Below are 17,045 nucleotides of genomic sequence, written 5' to 3' on the forward strand. Positions count from 1 at the left end.
TAACACATCGACATGGAAACATTAATGACATATGCAATTGGAATCGGGGCGATAGTCGTCATGATGCTCGCTTGGGTCTGGGTTCAATCCCGGTGGAGGGATACCTTTTCGGAAAACATTTCCGATGAGGATGTCCTTGCTGAAAGAAGAAGCTGTGGCAACTGTGGTTGTGTGAAAGTGTGCAAAAAGGAAAAATAGTACACAATCTCCCGTCTCCCGTCTTCGGTCTCCCGTCTTCCAACCAGAATACTTAAAAATATAACACTAACATCTAAATAGCACAACAATGTCCTATCTATCAGACCTCAATACAAAGCAGCAATACAAGGCCAAGGTGAAAAAATCAGAGCGCCTTACCCCTGCCAATACCGAAGAAATACGCGAGATTGTACTTGAAGTCGGTAGCCCTGATTTCAAGGTTAAGGTGGACCAAAGTTTTGGTGTCCTCATGGAACATAAAAGTGAATTTGGTAACGAGTTTCACCATCGCCTCTACAGCGTGGCCGATCTACCTGAAACCAAAAACGGCAATGCCAATATCACCATGTTGGTCAAGCGCTGTTCCTATGTGGATGATTTCAGCGGGGAACTGTATCATGGTGTGAGTTCAAACTACCTCTGCGACCGCCAAGTCGGAGATGAGATTACCATCACAGGACCCTTTGAATTGCCATTTAAAGTTCCTGCCGATAAAAATTCCAACCTGATATTGATAGGCATGGGAACAGGCATTGCTCCTTTCCGTGCTTTCGTCAAGCATATCTACAGCGAGGTAGGAGACTGGAAAGGAAAAATCAGGTTGTTTTATGGTGCCAAAAGCGGTTTGGAACTCCTGTACCTCAACGACAAAGACGGTGACCTGACGAGTTATTACGATGAAGCGACATTCGAAGCCTTCTCTGCTTTGAGTCCCCGCCCCCATTGGGAAGATCCGATTTCTTTGGATGCTGCCATTGAGGAAAGGGCAGAGGAAATTCTGGAGCTGCTGAACTATTCCAACACCTACATCTACATTGCAGGCTATGAAAAAGTAAAGGAAAACCTCAACAAGGCCTTTATCAACATCATGGGTTCCAAAGAAAAATGGGACAACCGAAAAGCGGAATTGATTGCGGGGAAGAAGTGGGCGGAGGTGATTTATTGAGAAAGACCGATGTTAGATGACCGATGACCGATGTCTGATGTCGGATGACCGAAGTTAATTTGACGGAAGACAGAAGACAGGAGACGGAAGCTAGCTACAAAAATGGGTTGAAAATAGCGTGCGTCATTCTGAACGAGCTTTGATAAAGTTTGAAATTGAAAACCAACTCTATAGCGAAGTGAAGAATCTCTATTGATGGAAAAAGTGTCATGTTAAATCAATTGAAGGACAGATGCAAATAATAACGCAACATCCGTCATCGGTCACCCGACATCGGACATTAAAAATATCGAATAACGAAGTGAAAAAACAAGGCTCCCCATGACAATACTAATCGCTTTACTTGCCCTTGGCGGACTGACGCTTCTCTTGGCATTGATGCTGATCATTGCCAATAAGAAACTCTATGTCTATGAAGATCCGAGGATTGATGTGGTGGAGGGAATGCTTCCCCATGCTAACTGCGGTGCCTGTGGCTATCCCGGTTGCAGGCCTTTTGCGGAAGCCTTGGTCAATGGGGAAATGTTGCCCGGTAAATGTACCGTGAGCAGTGAAGAAGGTAGGAAAGAAATCGCTTCGTATTTGGGAGTGGATGCAGGTTCTGAAGAAAAAAGGGTGGCGCGACTTGCCTGTGCGGGCGGGATTAATGTGGCTATTAACCGCGCAAACTATGAAGGAATGAGCAGTTGTAGGGGGGCGGCATTGATTTCAGGTGGGGGCAAAGGTTGTTCTTGGGGTTGTTTGGGGCATGGAGACTGTGAGGTAGTCTGTGATTTTGATGCCATCAGTATGAACGCCTTTGGTATTCCTGTTGTCGATGAGGCAAAATGCACCGCCTGTGGGGATTGTGTCGAGGTTTGTCCCAAAGATCTTTTCTCCATTCATCCCATAAGCCACAGATTATGGGTGGCTTGCAAAAGTCTTGAAGCAGGTGATGGGGTATTGGAGGATTGTGAGGTAGGTTGCACCGCCTGTGGCAAATGCGCTATGGATGCCCCAAATATGATTACCATGATCCATAATCTGCCTGTCATCGACTATTCCAAAAACCACCAAACCCAGGTACCTATCCAAAGATGCCCCACAGGTGCGATTGTGTGGATAGATGAAAAACATGGTGTGATCAAAGGTGCTGAGGCCAAAAAAATTATTAGGAAAGGGAAGTTGAAAATGGGGGAAAGTTGAGTTTTTACCATGGTCTTGGCGGTATGGTCAGCGTGCCAAGGTCAGGGTCTTCACTGACCAATTTCACTAACCCCTTGTGCCAAGGTCACTGTCTTTACTGACCATTCCCTATTTGACCTCTTCGCCAAAGTCAGTCTCCGCAGACTATTTTTACAAACCCAGTCGTAAATCTTGTTTTCAGTTGGTAAGCAATCCTTACTAACTGCAAAAGATTGGAAAAACTTACATCAACCAAAAAACTTAGTATTAATTCTTGATAATTAGTTTTTTTCGCTACTTTCTGATAAACTTCACTAAAGTGAGAGTTTTAAATCCTTGTAATTCAAACTTTTGAGAGAACAATAGGTTAATGGTTTGATTCGATGGTTTAATAATTTGTTTTCTCACCGCATGCTTGATTACATCCTTGCTCATCCGCTGTATATTCCATTTATTATACTGAATATATTTATCATTTATAAGGTGTTTAAAATTTATGTATGTAAGGATCAAGACAATAATGATGATGAAGATGGGGGGATTCCCGAAAATGATGATCCGGTTTTGGACTTGCCGCCGGGTGTCTCACCTCCGGTTGAAACATCAAGTGTAAAGGATTAAGTTTTAAGTTTGGAAGCAGGAGATGGGTTAGAGGAAGACTTTGAGGTAGGTTTTATCGTATCCGTCCGACAATCCCGACACGGGGATTGTCAGACGGATACCTTCCCATTTACCAAGCCTTTAGCCTATTATTCCAAAAACTCAGATTGAATCCAAATTGCAAAGCACCTGATCAACATCATTTTTTTCCATCCGGCAACGAAAAAGCAATAATCGCATCACCTTAGGGCGTTCCCATTCGATTACCTCCACCCGCTGCGATGACGACATATTGTTTTCCATCCACTTCATATACGGAGGGGACAGCATATCCTCCGGCGGGGAGTTTGTAAGACCACAGTTTTTTTCCGCTGTTAGCATCAAAAGCACGGAAAAGCTCATCCGCTGTTGCTCCTACGAATACCAATCCACCCGCCGTGGCTACGCATCCACCATAATTCATCGTACCGGTATCTTCCAATATTCCTTTTTGGCGCAATGCGGGATAGTATCCCAGCGGGACTTTCCATTTAACCGAAAACGTTGCAAGATCTACTGCTGTCAAAGTGCCCCAAGGAGCCTTGTTGGCAGGAAATCCATCTTGGTCGGTGAAAATCCGGAATCCTTGAAGTACGTATTTATCCAATCCGATCTTTGGGGTTTCAGGGGATAGTTTCTCGGTTTTTCCTTCCAGTAAATAAGCAGCCAATTTCTCGAGTTCAGCCTCTGTGAACTGAGGAAAAGCCGGCATCACTCCTTTTCCTTTACTCAGGATTTGAATGATTTGGGATTTGTCCAGCCTGTTTTCAATCCCTGTCAATGCAGGGAAAGAACCCGTCACACCTTGCTTTTCTGCGCCATGACAATTAGAGCAATTGGTCATATACAGTCCATAGCCGCTTAAAGATTCTTGTGGTGATTTTCCTTCTGAATCCACTTTGGCCAGTTGTAGGATCATGGGGATCTCGTTTAGGTTGAGATACATCATATTGTTTTTGGAATCGTAGGATGCACCGCCCCAAAGCGCACCCCCTCTAGGTCCTGGGAAAGCTATGCTTCCTTCCATACTCGGAGGTGTGTAAATTCCCTCATTCCGATACTTGGCCAGTTCCTTTCGGGCAAATTGATTGGATTCCGGGGAAATGTCAGTCAATTTTTCAGGATCCAATCCCATAGTGACCAAAGGGATTCCCTGATTCAGTTTTTGCGTGGGATGAGCTAATTCTCCAGGGACATTAGATCCGGGAACCGGAGATTCTTCAGAAGAAAGAAGTGTCTCCCCGGTATTTCTGTCCAGGATGATCAGTTCTCCCATTTTGGTGGGCTGCGCCAGGGCCTCTTTCCAACCCCCTTCCCAAGGGATGGAAATCAAGGTCGGGGCACAGGGAAGGTCAACATCCCATAAATCGTGGTGGACGGTCTGATAGTGCCAGATTTTCTCCCCTGAGGCTGCATTCAGTGCAATGATGGAATTGGCATAGAGATTTTCGCCCAGCCGATTGGCACCATAGAAATCATATACCGCCGAACCTGTGGAAACAAATACCCAACCCTTATTTTCATCCAGACTCATTCCTGCCCAGTTGTTTGCCCCACCGTAATTTTCTCCTGCTATCCAATTCCAAGTGTCATGACCAAACTGATTTTCTTGGGGGATCGTGTGGAAAATCCAGGCAAATTCACCGGTCTTGGCATTGAATGCCCTGACGTGTCCCGGTGCCGCGGTGTAACCCTCTCCTGTGGTAGAACCTACGATGATCAGATCTTGGTAAATGATTCCGGGCGTAGACAATCCTATAGAAAGGCTTTCCGGATCCATTCCCATGTTTTCCCGTAAGTCAATTTTGCCCTGATTTCCGAAATCAGCCTGCAATTTTCCGGTTTGGGCATTTACTGCATACAAATAGCTCCCCGCCGGTAAAAAGAGGGTTTCTTTCTCCCCGTCTTTGAAGTAGGTTACCCCTCGGTTGACACCCACTGCCGTTTCACCGGCAAAAGGATCAAATCTCCAAAGTTCCTTCCCTGTCGCAGCATCCAAGGCGATCAATGCGAGGGCAGGAGAGGTGATGTACATCGTCCTGCCGATGATGATCGGATTGCATTCGATGGTGGTTTTCTCTCCGCTGTCCCCGGTGTTAAAAATCCATGCCGGCTCAAGCAAATGAATATTCTTCACATTGATCTGATCCAATTCAGAGAATTGGGCGGCATCTTTTCCGCCACGATAAACCGTCCATTCACCATGGGAAGTATCTTTTTTATTGCCACAGGCAAAAGAAACCAAAAAAAATACGACATAAATCCATGATTTTATATACATAGGAAACAGGGTAATAACTTGACATGAATAGCGTTTGTGATCAGGAAACATAGCTGTGGAAGTTTTAGGTTAATCAAAGTTCCTTCCCTTGTTTGGATGCCATTGTCAAACTCCCTGATACATGTTAACAATATCGCGAGACGGACTGGTAAAACAAAAGCCGTTGTGATATTGGCGGTATAACTTCCTTTTTTAAAAACGAAATAAAAGAATATTGATTCGAATATTTCGTATGTTTGCTACAACAAAGCAGATTAATATGAACAATATTGAGAACATAGAAAGGCCTTCCAAGGAAGAACAAAAAGCAGCCATGGTGTCTTATGACGCCTTAGCCGCGGCATTAGATCAAATTCAATCTGAATACCCTGAAATTGAAATCGAAGAGAATAACGAGAGAATTAAGATTCCTTTGAAAGCACTGCAACTATTAGCTAAAATTCTGAAGGAAACCAGCCAAGGTAAACCGGTATCTATAGTTCCGATTGCTACCGAAATTACTACTCAAGCAGCTGCTGAACTTATTGGGTGTTCAAGACCACATTTGGTAAAACTATTGGAGAATGGTGAAATCAATTTCACTAAGATTGGTAAGCATAGAAGAATTAAATACCAAGATGTAATTGATTACAAAAGGAAAATGAAAGCAGAACAACGGAGGCTGCTCATAGAAATCATGAAAACGGACGAAGAAGCTGGTTTATATGATTCATAGTGTTCGGTTCACTTGCGTTCTTGATACCAATGTAATCTATCCGATTGATATCAGAGATCTCCTTTTTTGGTTTGCATCATATGACCTTTTCACCCCAAAATGGAGTAAGCACATATTTACAGAATGGGAAAATATAATGAAACGTAAGGGTATTCCTGATGAAGAGATAAAAAAGAGATTGAACAAAGCTCAGTGTGCCTTCCCAGATGCATTAGTTGATAATTATGAGGCACTTGTTAATTCTTTAGAATTGCCAGATGAAAAAGACAGACATGTATTAGCCGCTGCTATCAAAACGAATGCAAACATAATCGTAACTAACAACTTGAAAGACTTTCCTGCAGCGTATTTGGCAACCTTCGGCTTAACAGCTAAGACTGCGGATGATTTTATAACTGATACCATTGATTTAAACCCTGATCTTGCAATGGAAGCTTTCAGAGCATTGGTATTAAATAGAACAAATCCCAATCTTGGTGAATTTGAGGTTTTGGATAGATTTCGCAAAAATGGACTGATTGATTCAGCAAACTACTTGCATGCTCTATTGTGAATTATTAAAAATTAACCACACACTCAGGCTAAAAGTAGGCTGACAAACTTTCTAAATCGAAAGTAGTCGAAACAACTGAATATTAATCAAAACAATATGGAAAAGTTGGAAAATATACACCCAGGTGAAATTTTACTAGAGGAATTCTTGAAACCTATGGAGATTTCTGCATACCGTTTAGCGAAGGAAACATTTATTCCTCAAACGCGCATTTCAGAGATTATTAAGGGCAACAGAAGAATCACCGCTGATACGGCATTACGATTTGCCAAATTTTTCGGAACCAGTGCAAAGTTTTGGTTAGGATTACAAGATGATTATGATCTCGAAGAAGAAAAAACTGTGAAGGAAAAAGAACTTAATGAAATTATACCCATAAACCCTGAATAAAATATGAAAAGACCTTTAGTACTCCCCTCAGCAGAAAAAGAAGATAAAGCCTTCCAGGATTTGATACAGTTTTTTAATGAAACATTGGGGTTTTGCCCTAACAGTGTAAAAACAATGTATCACAGACCTTCCATTGCCTACGCTTTCATTGCACTCAACAAAGCAGTAATGGACAATAAAGGCAGGGTGACAAGTTCACTTAAAAGACTTATTGGATATATCAGCAGTAATGTTGCAGGATGCAGGTATTGCCAGGCGCATACCATAAGGGCTGCTGAGAGATATGGCGCAGATGAAGAAAAGCTGAAAAATATTTGGGAATTCAGAACACATCCTGCGTTTTCAGAACAAGAACGGGCTGCACTTGAATTCGCATTTGCCAGTTCAGTGATTCCAAATGCAGTGGATGATGCCGTTGCCGAAAAACTCAGATTGTATTGGAATGAAGGTGAAATTGTGGAAATTCTTGGAGTGATTGCTCTTTTTGGATTTTTAAATCGATGGAATGATTCTATGGGTACAGAACTTGAAAAGGAGGCAATAGCGTCGGGGGATAAACATTTAAAACAGAATGACTGGACTTTAGGGAAACATAAGTACTAAACATTGTATGAACGTAGTGATGTCAGTAAATGATAATTCAATATAATTCTCGGTAGGAAACTGAAATGTCCGGTACATCGGACATCGGACCTGTTTGTTGTAGAATATTGGGTTACTGGCAAAAATGCGGATAACCATTTACTAATAACCATGGATCAAAACCTACAAAAAACCACCACTGTTAGTTTTTGGAATGGGAACAGGTCTGAAGCCCGGCAGGTTTATGAGCGTCAGGTACTAAAAGCCGTTCTGGAAGCCACTGAGGCAGCTTGGGGAGCATGGGAAATAGAGGAGACCCTGGAAGAGTATCCCGGTAATCAAGAATCGCTTGTATTTGCGGAGAAAGGCCATGACCTGTTTGTGACCGTCGCCGGAAATCAAAAACTTAAGGAAGGTGAAATGATTGTAATCCCGCAACCATTGACGAAAAATCTGCTGGGATACAGGCTTCTGATTATCAGGGCGGAAGATGTTGGATTATTTGCCGGGATCAGTGTACCAGAGGAGTTGCAAAAGCTGGAACATGGCATTCCCGAGACTTGGAGTGACGCAACTGTTTTCAGACACAACGGCTACAATGTGGTTGAAAAAGGCAATTTCGATGATATTTTTGACCGACTTCAAAACAAACGCTTTGATTACAGCACTTTCGGGGCAAATGAGGTTTTGGGAGTTTATGAAAACCGGGCATCGAAGCGCGAAGGCCTGATCATCGATCAAAATATATTGCTTTTCTATCCTTTTCCGCTTGTGTTTTATGTAAACCCGAATCTGCCAAAATTGGCCGAAAGGATTGAGCAAGGGCTGCAAAATATTACCTCCTCAGGCAAGCTGGACGCCATTTTTAATGCACATTACGGCAAAATTACAGCGCAACTGAACCTGAACAGCAGGCGTATTTTTGTGTTGGACAATCCGCTGCTACCCGATGAATTTCGCTACATGGGTCCTAATCTTGAAAATCTGTAGATTGGCTTGTTTCAATCTGCAAGCCTTGTCATGATGCTAAACATCATTAAGTAAAGAAGACTATCCTTTTTCTGTGACTCCTCTAATAGAAACTGCTTACCAACCGCATGCAGACGGGCAGAACCGAGAAAATATTAAATCTATATCTTTAAAAATCTAGGAGTAAATTTGAAGAATACAGCTCCAAATACCCTTTCTCCAAAACTGAATTACCCAAAAGTCATTAACCATTTATAGGAATGAAGAAAATATTGAAAATAGCACTATTGACCTTGGCCATACTTCTGATGGTAGTAGGGAGCTTGGTATATTATGTAAGTAGACAGATAGGCAGTTTGGATTCCTTGGAAGAACGTAAAGCAAGATTTTCCGGGTTGACATATTATGATGAAGCTACCGATCAGTTCATAAGTCCAGAGCAGTTGCCCTATTTTCCGGAGCAAACCACAGGCGGAGATGCAGGCCCTGCACGGTTTTTTAAAATTTCACCAAATGCACCGGGGTTCCCATTACCCAAACAGATGATTACCAAAAGTGATTTTTCAGAAACCCCTTCGGATTTTGCTGCCTGGTGGTTTGGTCATTCTACCTTTATTTTGGAGCTTGATGGAAAGCGGATCTTATTCGATCCGGTTTTTGAAAATGGAGGTCCTCTACCGTTTATACTCAGAAGGTTTGATGTGTCACCCATCAAACGAGAGGAACTGCCTGAGATTGATTTGGTGGTCATCACCCATGACCATTATGATCATTTGGAGGCTGCTACCATGAGATTCCTCGCATCTAGAAACACAGAATTTCTCGTGCCTCTTGGTGTAGGTGCGAGATTGGAAGGCTGGGGTATTCAGAAAAACAACATCAGCGAGTTGGGTTGGCATGATGCCAAGACTGTTGGTTCTTTGCAAATAACTGCCCTTCCAGGAATACACTACACCAGCAGAAGTTATAATGATAGAAATAAAACCCTTTGGGCCTCTTTTGTAATTAAGGGGGATGACAAAAACCTATTTATAAGTGGCGATACCGGATACGGCACGCATCTGAAAGACATAGGAGAAAAATATGGTCCCTTTGACCTGGCTTTTGTGGAGATAGATGGCTGGAACAAAGGATGGCCTTTGACCCACCTCTTTCCCGATCAGGTCATTCAGTTATGTCAGGATATAAATACACAACTCCTATTTCCCATACATTGGGGCGTCTTTGATTTGGCATTACATCCCTGGGATGAATCTATCAAAATGGTAGCTGATATGGCAGCAGAAAATAACATCAAATTGGTGACACCCCTTATGGGCGAGAAAGTTATACCCGGCCTTAGCCCAACCAATAATTGGTGGGAAATAAAAAACAGGGACAGATAGCCTGGTGCTTGTCCCTATTTTTTTTAGCTAAGGTCAATATTTTCGCCTTCTCCTTTAATCCATTTTTCTGTTTGGCGTATAAGGCGCTCCTGCCTTTTCCAGCTTCAACTCAAACTCGGTCAATTCATCAAAAAACCTGGAAGCATCTTTCAAATATTGGTCAAACTCAGATTGTGCAATTTCTATGCTGCGTGTGTGTGTTGCAGTCGGAGGCTCAGTAGTACTCCAATGTCCATAAATCACGCTGCCTACTCTATTGATGATTGAAGGTGATGTTGACTCATCCTTGCTTTGAAGCACCCCGTCTCCCATTAGTGCAGTTCTCAGGTTAAATAAAGAGGCATTGAGCGCTGTCAATTGCGCAAATAAATCAGGAGAAGCATTTGGTGTTTTGGTCAAGGCGGCCTTGATATAGCGAAGCTTATCCCCGGCCTCACCCAATTGGCGGGCAGCACTTGAGGTCCTTCGGGAAAGGTCACTGGTTTGCTTTTTGAAAGCCGCCATCTCCTCGAAATCAGCACTTGTTGGATGAACTGGTTTCACCATAAACTCCTGTGCGTCTCCTTGTGGCTCCAATTTCCCATTAGTCATCACATAAAGCTCCACACTGTATTTTCCGGGTGCTACCAAAGGTCCCTCAGGATTGCTTACCCAAGGGGGTTGGAAAGCGGGAACGGTTAGATTGATAGGGTTGGGTGGAGGCAATCTCAAATCCCAACTTACACGATGCAATCCTGTTTTGGCTACTCCTTCTATCCAACGTATGGCTTCCCCGTTTTTTTCCCGTACCAAAAGCATGACGCTTGGTTCCTCTTCAATAGTCTCCCGTCTCAGCTGATCCCAACCTGGGAATGGAATACTGGCCCTTTGCTCATTGAGGTTTTTTTCCAGTTCTTTTCGCTGCGCTTTTTCGGTTTTGGGAAGATCCTTTAAATAATAAGTAAATACTGCCCCAAAAGGTGGGTTATCACTTACAAAACTCGTGGATCCCTGAGAAGGCATTCCTTTTGCCTGAAAAGGCACACTCGGAATATACCACCATGCATCTCTCACTGGCAAGACCATATTTGAATTGGCATTGGCCAATTTGTTGATCTCCCTTAAAGGAGTGTAATCATCCAATACATAAAACCCTCGCCCAAAGCTGGCCCCTACCAAATCATTGTCTCTGGGATGAATTGCGAGGTCCCGGAAAGGAATAGTCGGAACCCCTGCATTAAGCTTGGTCCAATTGATGCCTTTATTAACCGAAAAATACATTCCGTATTCTGTTCCGATGAACAATAAATTTTCATCTACATGGTCCTGCTTGATCACCCAAATAATCGTATTCACAGGCAAGTCTCCTGCAATGGAGCGCCAGGTTTTCCCTTTGTCAGTACTGATGAAAACGTAAGAGGAATAATCACCCAATTGGTGCCCGTCGGCTACGGCAAACACGGTATTGACATCATGAGAAGAGGCTTCGATACTATTGATGAATGTCAGTGCAGGAACCTTGGGCAGGCTGCCACATTTTCTCCAATTCTGACCATCATCTTCACTCACATGTATCAGGCCATCATCCGAACCGGCATAAAGTAATCCTTTTTGAAGGGTAGATTCTGAAATGCTGGTCAAAGTGGCAAATTTCGACATCGCACCGTTGTCGTACAAGGCATCAATACTTGGGACAAGGTCCATCATCTCCAGTTCATACCTGCTGATATTGGTTGTTAGGTCACCGCTGATCGGCTTCCATGAATTACCACGATCGGTACTTTTCCATACCCTTTGTGATCCAAAATAGATGGTTTTATGATCATGTGGGCTTATTTGTATGGGGCTATCCCAATTCCATCTTTCAGGTGGGTCATTGGGTTCAGGTTTTGGCTGAATATTCAATACTTCGCCTGTAGTTCTGTTATGCCGGTGTAATTGGCCTTCCTGAATTTCCATATACACGATGTTCGGATCTTGCGGATCGAAAGCGACATCATAGCCATCAGCCCCCAAGGGGACATACCAGTCCTGATTGCGCACACCCTCTACATTTGTGGTTCTCGAAGGGCCCAATAATGTCCCAAGATCTTGTGCTCCCACTACCACATTATAAAAAGGCTCAGCATTATCGAGTCCTACTTTATAAAATTGTGAGACCGGCAGGTTTGGGAAGTGACGCCAAGTGGCTCCTTCATCAAAAGATTCATACAGACCTCCGTCCGTTCCTACGATCAAATGCTGTCCATTTGCAGGATCAATCCATAAGGCGTGGTTGTCGCTGTGTTTCGCTCTTCCGGTTTCGCCATAATCGAAGGTCTTTCCACCATCACGGGTTACATGTATAAACACATCCATCTGGTAAACCAGGTCCGGATTAGTCGGTGAAGCTTCAATCTCTTGGTAATAGTGCGGCCCGGTACCCCCGGAAATGTAGCTGTTACGCTTTTCCCAACGCTCCCCTTTATCTGTGGATCGGTAGAATCCTTTATTGGCATTGTCAGCTTCTATGGTCGCATATACAACTTGAGGATCGGCAGGAGTTACCGCCAAACCTATTTTTCCCATATCACCTTGAGGCAAACCTTCTTTGATTCGCCTCCAGCTTTCACCACCATCCATGGATTTATAAATACCAGTCTTTGGCCCTCCGGCGAGTAAGGCCCAGGTTTTTCTTCTTCTTTGATAGGCTGCGGCATAGATAATATCAGGGTTTGAAGGGTCAAACTCTGCATCCGTGACACCCGTATCTGCATCTATTTCGAGCGCTAACTGCCAGGTTTTACCTCCATCTTTGGTTTTATACAATCCCCGTTCGCCTCCTGATGACCACAATGGGCCTTCAGCTGCCACATAGACCACCTCAGGGTTTCTGGGATCGATTAAAATTCTACCGATATGTTCTGAATTTTTCAGGCCCATTTGTTGCCAAGTGATACCACCATCCATGCTTTTGTACACCCCGTCTCCCCAACCAACGTGCCGGCCACTTACATTCTCGCCTGTTCCTACCCATACCACTTCAGGATTGTTGGGATCCAAAGCCACGGTACCAATAGAATAAGAGGCCTGCGCATCAAAGACCGGTGTCCAGGTAGTACCACTGTTGGTGGTTTTCCACAAACCTCCGCTGCCCACCGCCACATACCAAGTGCTGCTATGTATAGGGTTGACGGCAATATCCGCAATTCTTCCACCCATTACGGCAGGACCTATGCTTCTTACTTGGAGTCCTTTGGCCACCTGGGCAGCCATATCCTTTGGATTGGATTGAGCCCAAGCTGTGTATCCGCTAAGTGAAAAGACAAGAAAAGTTGAAAAGAGGAGGTGTATGGTTTTTCGCATAACTGAATCGGTTTAATCGATCAAAAAGGTACAAGAAAATTCAATTTCTCTTAAACCATTTATAAAAAAGGCCATAAAAACTTTGGACTAACCGGAAGTTGCAAGAAATGAAGTGAATTAAGCCCAAGAGGAATTAGGATTTTATCTTTGGAAATTATGGGGTTTTAGGATCAATAATAATTCTACATATATGTGACCTAAGCACATCATTTTGTAACAATATCAACTCAAATATTAAAAATAAGATCCAATCCAAAACTATACAGAATATCAGATCAAACTTTTGGATTTAGGGGCAGCATAAGAAAAAGGTTCGAGGAGACACGAACCTTGGCGTAGCATCCTAGAAAGGAAAGTCCGTGGAGATACGGTAATTGGCGTAAAGTGATTGGAATGATCTGTGGATTATGTTTTAAAATAAGCCCTGCCGAGTATTTTTAAATCAAGTACCAAAACCAATATGGTTATGTTTTTGAAATAACAGCTATTGGAATAGGTTAAATTCTTCCTGACGGTACCATTAAAACAAAAAAGATGATTGTAAGAAAAACACAGCAAGGGTTACATGTTATTTTTCAGGCAAGCCATGGCTTATTGGCAGGTAAGATTGCAGAGCAGTTAATGATTAAATATAGACCCCTTTTATGGCTGGAAACCTTGGTGGCTGTTGTTGAACACGACGACCAACAACTTGATTATAAGGAAAAAAACTATTTATCTGAACTTGGAATACCATTAGATTTTTCGGAAGATTCCAACAGTGCCATAAAATCAATCAAAAGAGCAAAAAGGGTTTTTGACCAGGCAAAAAGTAAATCCTTATGGACAGCATTGCTGGTTTCATTTCATCTAGACTTTTTATATGAAACTCTCAGGGAAAAAAATGTAAAAGCAAAGCAATTTCTTGATGCACAAAAAGCCTTTCGTGAAGAAACTGTTTCTTATTTTGGGATTGACCAAGATAAAGCTGTTTCCTATTATGCCATCCTTAAGTTTTGTGACCGCTGCTCATTGATTTTGTGTAAAGATGAAGTTCCTGATGCAGAACGAAAACTGGAAATCAACACTTCAATCGATGGTAAGACTTACTTTATATATCGTCAAAAAAGCGGAAATCTTAGTATCGAACCTTGGTGTTTTGAAGCAGATTCCTTTGAACTTTCTATTGAAGAAACAGTTTTGGAACAAACGAAATATAAAAGTCAGCAAGAGTTGAAGGATGTTTTGGGAGCTACACCTAGAAGAAATCTGGCCTGGAAATTTGAAAAATGATTTTAATTCAATACCCCACTGCTGCCCCATCTTTGCTGGCCGAATCAGCCCCACCTACATATACTTTCAATCTTGGATCGTAAGTGATTCCCATCAATACGCCCAGATTGTTAACTGGCCTCAACTTATGCCCCATCAGCTCAAGTGCATAACGGGTATCGGGGGACATGAGATGCCTTTCGTATCGGATTTCGTCGGGTAGCCATTGGTGATGGATTTTCATGGCTTCAATGGCTTTGTCGATTCTCATGTCATACTCCAATACATTGAGAACAGTCTGAAAAACGGTATTGATAATTGTCCTTCCTCCCGGACTTCCGATGATCAGATAGGGCTTGCCATCTTTGGCCACAATGGTGGGTGTCATGCTGGACAACATTCTTTTTTCTGGAGCGATAAGATTGGGATTGGAACCGATTTGGCCACGGCTGTTGGTCACTCCGGCTACAGGGTTGAAGTCGCCCATTTCATTGTTGAAAATAAAACCCAATTTGGAGGAGCCCATTTTTACCCCGTAGGAATGCTCAAGGGTATAGGTCAGGGAAACTGCATTGCCATCCTTGTCCACCACCGAGAAATGGGTCGTACTGCTACCGTCATACAATTGTCCATACTTGGAAGAATCGCTCAGTGAAGCTTTGGTCATGTCAATATTATCAAAACGCTTTTTGGCAAATTCTTTTGAAAGCAGCCTATCCAAGGGTAAATCGGGATTGAAATCAGGGTCACCCAAATGTTCCGCCCGATCTGCAAAAGCCCGCTTCATCGCCTCTCCGACCAAGTGTACATAGGCAGTGGAATTGAACTCAATTTTATTGAGATCAGCCAATTCCATCAGGTTCATCATTTCAATTAGGGCTACCCCGCCTGAACTCGGTGGAGGCATGGAGTAGATTTCGAAATCTTTGTAGGTACCTTTTAGGGGTTTGCGTTCTATGGCGTTATATTTTGCCAAGTCTTCTTTGGTGATAATTCCACCTTTGGCTTTCATGTATGCTTCGATTTCTTCCGCTACAGGACCTAAATAAAATCCATTATGCCCATGATCACGGATCAAAGAAAGGGTATTGGCCAATGCCTGCTGTTTCCAGATTTCTCCCGGTTGGATGACTAAACCTTCGTCGTTCCGAAAATAATTTTTCATGATGTCATACGATTCATCCATTTCGGACATTCGAAGTGCCACCTGATACAATCCCCAAGTCATGGGAAATCCATTCCCGGCCAAGTTGACCGCAGGTTGGACCAAATCAGCCCAAGGTAAACTCCCGTACTTTTGATGTGCCAGATACAAACCGGCAACGGTTCCCGGAACACCTACCGCCTTGATGGTTTCATGGTTGGAACCTTCAATTAGGTTTCCATTGCTATCCTGAAACAGATCAGGAGTTGCCTTCAAGGGTGCTTTTTCCCTAAAATCAAAAGTGGTCACCTCTCCGTCAGATTTCATCAAAACAATAAATCCTCCTCCGCCGACATTCCCTGCTTCGGGATGGGTTACCGCCAAGGCAAATGCCGTTGCGATGCTTGCATTAATGGCGTTTCCTCCTTTTTTCAAAATATCAATCCCAACTTCTGAGGCTAAGACATTGTCTGAAACGACCATTCCGTTTTTGCCGTAAGTTTGGGCATTTACGGCGGAATAAGAACAAATAAAAATAGGCAGGTAGAGTATTTGTAAAAGGGCGACATTAAGTTTTTTCATTGTGTGCGGGAGTTAAATACAAGAATTTAAATTTTTGATTGATTTCTACGAATTTGTGCATACAAAATATGGCGCTTAATGCTATCTGAACATATTTACTATATTTTTATTTAGGGAAATTGACTAATAATAATTTGAAGTAATATATGTTAAAAAAACTGATATTTCTGGTCTTGGTGATGATACCAACTTTTGTTTTTTCCCAAATAGAAAGTATTGAACAGAAGCCATTGCAAAACACCATTCGATATAATTTATCTAAACCTACCATCCTAGGGTTTGGAAATATCATTTTTGGATATGAACGGATTATCAGTGAAACTAGGAGTTTTAGCTTGGATTTTGGTTTTAATCGAATGCCAGCATTTGACAATGAAGGAAATGAAAATGATATGATTAGTCTATTGCCAGGTGGTAAAAATAACGGAATTCACTTTTCAGCAGATTACAGGTTTTACTTAAAGTCAGAAAATAAATTCAAGGCCCCGCGGGGAGTTTATATAGGTCCATACTATTCCTTTAATACCTTCAATAAAGGCAAGAATTGGAATCTAACGACAACAAATTTTGATGGAATAGTGGGGACTGATTTGGGGATACGTTACCACACTATTGGAGCTGAGCTTGGCTATCAATTTCAACTTTCAAAGAGGCTCGTTTTGGATTTTGTGCTTTTTGGACCAGGGATTGGGTTTTATAAACTTGATGTGGATTTCAATTCTACGCTCGATCCGGAGGATTCTGCTCTAGTTTTAGAACATATAAACGAATTATTGTCGAATAAACTGCCTGGATTTAACACATTGATCGATGGTAGTGGTTTTGAAAAAACAGGGACTGTGAAGGCTGGTGCTTTTGGGTACAGGCTTTCGATAAATATTGGATATAGGTTTTAGCTATTGTAATTTTAGACAAATCAAAC

16 protein-coding genes are annotated in these 17,045 nt (G+C 42.6%); 13 read left to right on the forward strand and 3 right to left on the reverse strand.

Features of this window, described 5'->3' with window-relative positions; translation table 11 throughout:
- Positions 1 to 12 precede the first annotated feature (12 nt).
- The 5 genes from HMJ38_RS18695 (at position 13) to HMJ38_RS25375 (ending at position 3,079) form a co-directional block, all read left to right on the forward strand.
- The gene (locus tag HMJ38_RS18695) at positions 13 to 198 is read left to right on the forward strand and encodes a hypothetical protein (RefSeq protein WP_194975957.1); all 186 of its coding nucleotides are present in this window, start codon (positions 13 to 15) and stop codon (positions 196 to 198) included.
- A gap of 88 nt (positions 199 to 286) precedes the next feature.
- Entirely contained in the window at positions 287 to 1,144 is an 858-nt protein-coding gene (locus tag HMJ38_RS18700) for a ferredoxin reductase domain-containing protein (RefSeq protein WP_194975958.1), read from the forward strand.
- 321 nt (positions 1,145 to 1,465) lie between these two features.
- Positions 1,466 to 2,329, forward strand: coding sequence for an RnfABCDGE type electron transport complex subunit B (locus tag HMJ38_RS18705; RefSeq protein ID WP_194975959.1), 864 nt, complete (start codon positions 1,466 to 1,468; stop codon positions 2,327 to 2,329).
- A 390-nt stretch (positions 2,330 to 2,719) separates the two neighbouring features.
- Positions 2,720 to 2,929: a hypothetical protein gene (locus HMJ38_RS18710; RefSeq protein ID WP_194975960.1), complete on the forward strand. Its 210-nt coding sequence runs from the start codon at positions 2,720 to 2,722 to the stop codon at positions 2,927 to 2,929.
- Between the two features lie 9 nt (positions 2,930 to 2,938).
- On the forward strand, positions 2,939 to 3,079 hold the full coding sequence (locus HMJ38_RS25375) for a hypothetical protein (protein WP_228780144.1): 141 nt from the start codon (positions 2,939 to 2,941) through the stop codon (positions 3,077 to 3,079).
- Positions 3,080 to 3,152: 73 nt separating this feature from the next.
- Here HMJ38_RS25375 and HMJ38_RS18715 read toward each other — a convergent pair whose 3' ends face one another.
- A complete protein-coding gene (locus HMJ38_RS18715) occupies positions 3,153 to 5,279 on the reverse strand; it encodes an outer membrane protein assembly factor BamB family protein (RefSeq protein WP_228780145.1) in 2,127 nt (708 codons plus the stop codon).
- 181 nt (positions 5,280 to 5,460) lie between these two features.
- Here HMJ38_RS18715 and HMJ38_RS18720 point away from each other — a divergent pair, with 181 nt between their 5' ends.
- The 6 genes from HMJ38_RS18720 to HMJ38_RS18745 all read left to right on the forward strand — a co-directional run bounded on the left by HMJ38_RS18720 (position 5,461) and on the right by HMJ38_RS18745 (position 9,822).
- Positions 5,461 to 5,943 carry a helix-turn-helix domain-containing protein gene (locus tag HMJ38_RS18720; protein ID WP_228780146.1) on the forward strand — a complete coding sequence of 161 codons (483 nt, stop codon included), beginning with the start codon at positions 5,461 to 5,463 and terminating at the stop codon, positions 5,941 to 5,943.
- Positions 5,933 to 6,496 carry a PIN domain-containing protein gene (locus tag HMJ38_RS18725; RefSeq protein WP_194975962.1) on the forward strand — a complete coding sequence of 188 codons (564 nt, stop codon included), beginning with the start codon at positions 5,933 to 5,935 and terminating at the stop codon, positions 6,494 to 6,496. The genes HMJ38_RS18720 and HMJ38_RS18725 overlap by 11 nt, the downstream gene beginning before the upstream one ends.
- Before the next feature lie 96 nt (positions 6,497 to 6,592).
- A complete protein-coding gene (locus HMJ38_RS18730; protein WP_194975963.1) occupies positions 6,593 to 6,886 on the forward strand; it encodes a HigA family addiction module antitoxin in 294 nt (97 codons plus the stop codon).
- A gap of 3 nt (positions 6,887 to 6,889) precedes the next feature.
- Positions 6,890 to 7,489: a carboxymuconolactone decarboxylase family protein gene (locus tag HMJ38_RS18735; RefSeq protein WP_194975964.1), complete on the forward strand. Its 600-nt coding sequence runs from the start codon at positions 6,890 to 6,892 to the stop codon at positions 7,487 to 7,489.
- Between the two features lie 150 nt (positions 7,490 to 7,639).
- A complete protein-coding gene (locus tag HMJ38_RS18740; protein ID WP_194975965.1) occupies positions 7,640 to 8,458 on the forward strand; it encodes a type 2 periplasmic-binding domain-containing protein in 819 nt (272 codons plus the stop codon).
- A 239-nt stretch (positions 8,459 to 8,697) separates the two neighbouring features.
- Positions 8,698 to 9,822, forward strand: a complete 1,125-nt coding sequence (locus tag HMJ38_RS18745; RefSeq protein ID WP_194975966.1) for an MBL fold metallo-hydrolase — start codon at positions 8,698 to 8,700, stop codon at positions 9,820 to 9,822.
- 54 nt (positions 9,823 to 9,876) lie between these two features.
- Here HMJ38_RS18745 and HMJ38_RS18750 read toward each other — a convergent pair whose 3' ends face one another.
- Positions 9,877 to 13,146: a VPS10 domain-containing protein gene (locus HMJ38_RS18750; RefSeq protein ID WP_194975967.1), complete on the reverse strand. Its 3,270-nt coding sequence runs from the start codon at positions 13,144 to 13,146 to the stop codon at positions 9,877 to 9,879.
- Positions 13,147 to 13,680: 534 nt separating this feature from the next.
- Between HMJ38_RS18750 and HMJ38_RS18755 the strand changes: the two genes are divergently transcribed.
- On the forward strand, positions 13,681 to 14,418 hold the full coding sequence (locus HMJ38_RS18755) for a DUF3891 family protein (RefSeq protein ID WP_194975968.1): 738 nt from the start codon (positions 13,681 to 13,683) through the stop codon (positions 14,416 to 14,418).
- Between the two features lie 7 nt (positions 14,419 to 14,425).
- Here the strand turns inward: HMJ38_RS18755 and ggt are convergent, their stop codons facing one another.
- Positions 14,426 to 16,123 (reverse strand): gamma-glutamyltransferase, encoded by a 1,698-nt coding sequence (ggt, locus tag HMJ38_RS18760; protein ID WP_194975969.1) that lies wholly within the window; start codon positions 16,121 to 16,123, stop codon positions 14,426 to 14,428.
- 146 nt (positions 16,124 to 16,269) lie between these two features.
- Between ggt and HMJ38_RS18765 the strand changes: the two genes are divergently transcribed.
- Positions 16,270 to 17,019 carry a DUF3575 domain-containing protein gene (locus tag HMJ38_RS18765; RefSeq protein WP_194975970.1) on the forward strand — a complete coding sequence of 250 codons (750 nt, stop codon included), beginning with the start codon at positions 16,270 to 16,272 and terminating at the stop codon, positions 17,017 to 17,019.
- The last annotated feature ends 26 nt before the right edge of the window (positions 17,020 to 17,045 follow it).

Origin of the sequence: Aquiflexum lacus, from assembly GCF_015476655.1 — a bacterium.
GTDB classification, from domain to species: Bacteria; Bacteroidota; Bacteroidia; order Cytophagales; family Cyclobacteriaceae; genus Aquiflexum; species Aquiflexum lacus.

Coding starts and splice junctions, on each gene's coding strand:
- HMJ38_RS18695 (WP_194975957.1), top strand. CDS start 13: ATGGAAACATTAATGACATATGCAATTGGAATCGGGGCGATAGTCGTC.
- HMJ38_RS18700 (WP_194975958.1), top strand. CDS start 287: ATGTCCTATCTATCAGACCTCAATACAAAGCAGCAATACAAGGCCAAG.
- HMJ38_RS18705 (WP_194975959.1), top strand. CDS start 1,466: ATGACAATACTAATCGCTTTACTTGCCCTTGGCGGACTGACGCTTCTC.
- HMJ38_RS18710 (WP_194975960.1), top strand. CDS start 2,720: ATGCTTGATTACATCCTTGCTCATCCGCTGTATATTCCATTTATTATA.
- HMJ38_RS18715 (WP_228780145.1), bottom strand. CDS start 5,279: ATGTTTCCTGATCACAAACGCTATTCATGTCAAGTTATTACCCTGTTT.
- HMJ38_RS18720 (WP_228780146.1), top strand. CDS start 5,461: ATGTTTGCTACAACAAAGCAGATTAATATGAACAATATTGAGAACATA.
- HMJ38_RS18725 (WP_194975962.1), top strand. CDS start 5,933: ATGATTCATAGTGTTCGGTTCACTTGCGTTCTTGATACCAATGTAATC.
- HMJ38_RS18730 (WP_194975963.1), top strand. CDS start 6,593: ATGGAAAAGTTGGAAAATATACACCCAGGTGAAATTTTACTAGAGGAA.
- HMJ38_RS18735 (WP_194975964.1), top strand. CDS start 6,890: ATGAAAAGACCTTTAGTACTCCCCTCAGCAGAAAAAGAAGATAAAGCC.
- HMJ38_RS18740 (WP_194975965.1), top strand. CDS start 7,640: ATGGATCAAAACCTACAAAAAACCACCACTGTTAGTTTTTGGAATGGG.
- HMJ38_RS18745 (WP_194975966.1), top strand. CDS start 8,698: ATGAAGAAAATATTGAAAATAGCACTATTGACCTTGGCCATACTTCTG.
- HMJ38_RS18750 (WP_194975967.1), bottom strand. CDS start 13,146: ATGCGAAAAACCATACACCTCCTCTTTTCAACTTTTCTTGTCTTTTCA.
- HMJ38_RS18755 (WP_194975968.1), top strand. CDS start 13,681: ATGATTGTAAGAAAAACACAGCAAGGGTTACATGTTATTTTTCAGGCA.
- ggt (WP_194975969.1), bottom strand. CDS start 16,123: ATGAAAAAACTTAATGTCGCCCTTTTACAAATACTCTACCTGCCTATT.
- HMJ38_RS18765 (WP_194975970.1), top strand. CDS start 16,270: ATGTTAAAAAAACTGATATTTCTGGTCTTGGTGATGATACCAACTTTT.